The organism is Armatimonas sp., assembly GCF_031410135.1.
Taxonomy (GTDB): domain Bacteria; phylum Armatimonadota; class Armatimonadia; order Armatimonadales; family Armatimonadaceae; genus Armatimonas.
The window spans coordinates 1-1936 of record NZ_JANNYP010000597.1 but is presented as its reverse complement, the minus strand read 5'-3'; the positions used below and the strand labels follow the sequence as shown (position 1 = coordinate 1936).

At 58.2% G+C, this 1936-nt stretch carries 3 protein-coding genes and 2 tRNA genes; all 5 read right to left on the bottom strand.

The genetic code is table 11. The features are described from left to right. A partial coding sequence (locus tag RMO15_RS21880; RefSeq protein WP_309717147.1) for a hypothetical protein occupies positions 1-345 on the bottom strand: 345 nt, incomplete at its 3' end. Positions 346-347: 2 nt separating this feature from the next. Then, entirely contained in the window at positions 348-935 is a 588-nt protein-coding gene (locus tag RMO15_RS21875) for a uracil-DNA glycosylase family protein (protein ID WP_309717144.1), read from the bottom strand. A 64-nt stretch (positions 936-999) separates the two neighbouring features. Beyond that, positions 1000-1458 (bottom strand): SRPBCC family protein, encoded by a 459-nt coding sequence (locus RMO15_RS21870; RefSeq protein WP_309717140.1) that lies wholly within the window; start codon positions 1456-1458, stop codon positions 1000-1002. 79 nt (positions 1459-1537) lie between these two features. Then, positions 1538-1621, bottom strand: a tRNA-Ser gene (locus tag RMO15_RS21865). A gap of 27 nt (positions 1622-1648) precedes the next feature. Then, positions 1649-1723: transfer RNA gene (locus RMO15_RS21860), tRNA-Arg, on the bottom strand. Positions 1724-1936 lie beyond the last annotated feature (213 nt).

The following is a 1936-nucleotide window of genomic DNA, read 5'->3' as shown; positions in this document are numbered from 1 at the left end:
CTTGCCCTGGCGGACGAGGTCTTGTAGCAACTCGGAGAGCGGCGGGGGGGCGATTCCCAGGTGCGCTTGAATCTGGTCGAGCTTGCGCTCAATCCGAAGCTGGTTTTGTATCCAGTAGCTCGGGAGGTGCCATGTCTCATTGCCCAGAAAAATCCATCGTGCCCAGTATTCGGTGGTCTCATGGAAAAGTAGCTCACCAGCGGCAAAGGTGGTGTGCTGCCAGTGCTTGTTGATTCGGTCAATGGCATCGTCGAGAGAGAGGCCAAAGTAAAACGCCATTGTCTTGGCGATCTCCAGGCAGAAGGCTTCGCTCTCTGTATCAACAGGAAAGGTGAACTTACTCATGGCTATAGGATACCCGTAAGCACTTCAGCGACACGAGTGCGGAGGGCAGGGACGATGTCTTCATCGAACCAGGGATTGCGGCGGAGCCAGAGATTATTGCGCGGGCTGGGATGAGGCAAGGGGACGACACTCGGCCAGTGCTCGCGCCAGTCTTGAACGGTCTCGGTGACGTTTTTTTTGGCATCAGGCAAATGATACGCCATGGCGTACTGCCCGATCACGAGGGTGAGCTGGAGATTTGGCAGATGCGAGAGTAGCTTCTCGCGCCAAGCCGGGGCGCACTCGGGGCGCGGGGGCAGGTCGCCGGACTTGCCTGTGCCGGGGTAGCAAAAGCCCATCGGAAGCAGCGCGATCTGGTGTGGGTCGTAGAAAACGGTGGGTGTGATCCCCAGCCAGTCGCGGAGCCGCTCCCCGCTCGGGTCATCGAAGGGAATTCCCGAGGCATGGACGCGCCGCCCCGGCGCCTGCCCGACGATTAGGATGCGTGCGTCGGAGTGGCACTGGAGCACCGGGCGTGGCCCGTGGGGCAGGTGCTCCGCGCAGAGCGTGCAGGCACGGACGTCGGTAAGGAGCACTTCCAGAGGCGTCATCTAGGTGAGAATACCCTACTTGGCGTGGAGCATTCCATGGCTAGTAGTATGTCCCGTGAAAAGCTTAGGGGCCATCGGGAATTTCCGGCTCGACCAAGTGCGCAAGCAGAGCAAGGGACTCCTGCCAGCCCAGGTAGCAGAACTCCACGGGAATCGTAGCGGGGAGTCCTTCCTGAAGAATCGTCAGCTCCGTGCCACAGGCCACGCTCCGTAACGAGATGGTAACGTTGATGGTGCCCGGCAGATTTGGGTCATCAAACTGGTCGGTGTAGCGAATCGTCTCGTGGGGTGTCAGCTCGACATAGGTTCCACCAAACGAGTGGCTCTTCTGGGTGCCAAAGTTGGTAAAGGACATCTTGTAGGTGCCGCCGACGCGGGCATCCATGTGGTGGATGTGGCAGGTGAACCCATGTGGTGCTATCCACTTGGCTATAGCTGCCGGGTCTAGAAAGGCGCGGTAGACACGCTCCGGTGCGGCGCGAAGAATACGGTGAAGGCGAACCGTGTTGGTAAGGTTACTCATAGAAGAGAACTCCCACGAGCACTCATAAACCGGAAAGCCTCTTCAGAGATATTTTTTCGCCGTCGGAGGAGAGGGGAAGCGGAGAGGGTGGGATTCGAACCCACGGAGCTTGCACTCATCCGCTTTCGAGGCGGACGCACTAGACCAACTATGCGACCTCTCCAGGTCGTTTTTGGCAACTGTCAGAAAATCCCGTCGGAGGGATTCGAACCCCCGGCCTTTCCCTTAGGACGGGACCGCTCTATCCGGGCTGAGCTACAACGGGAAACCCTCTGACAAACCAACAGGCGTCAAATTCTATCGTAGATTGCGCACCGAGTCAAGGCATAGGGGCTCATGGGGTGCAGGACAAAAAAGTGGTGAGGCAAGCCGATTTGCCTTCTGCTCCTAAAGTCGTCATCATAGGGGGATGACAGAAGAAACGAAACAGCGACTTCGCCAACGCTTTGAACAGATCCTTGCCGCCCAAGATGCACCG

What these genes read in the sequence shown, in the direction of transcription:
- RMO15_RS21875 (WP_309717144.1), bottom strand. Translation starts at nt 935, where the DNA reads ATGACGCCTCTGGAAGTGCTCCTTACCGACGTCCGTGCCTGCACGCTC.
- RMO15_RS21870 (WP_309717140.1), bottom strand. Translation starts at nt 1,458, where the DNA reads ATGAGTAACCTTACCAACACGGTTCGCCTTCACCGTATTCTTCGCGCC.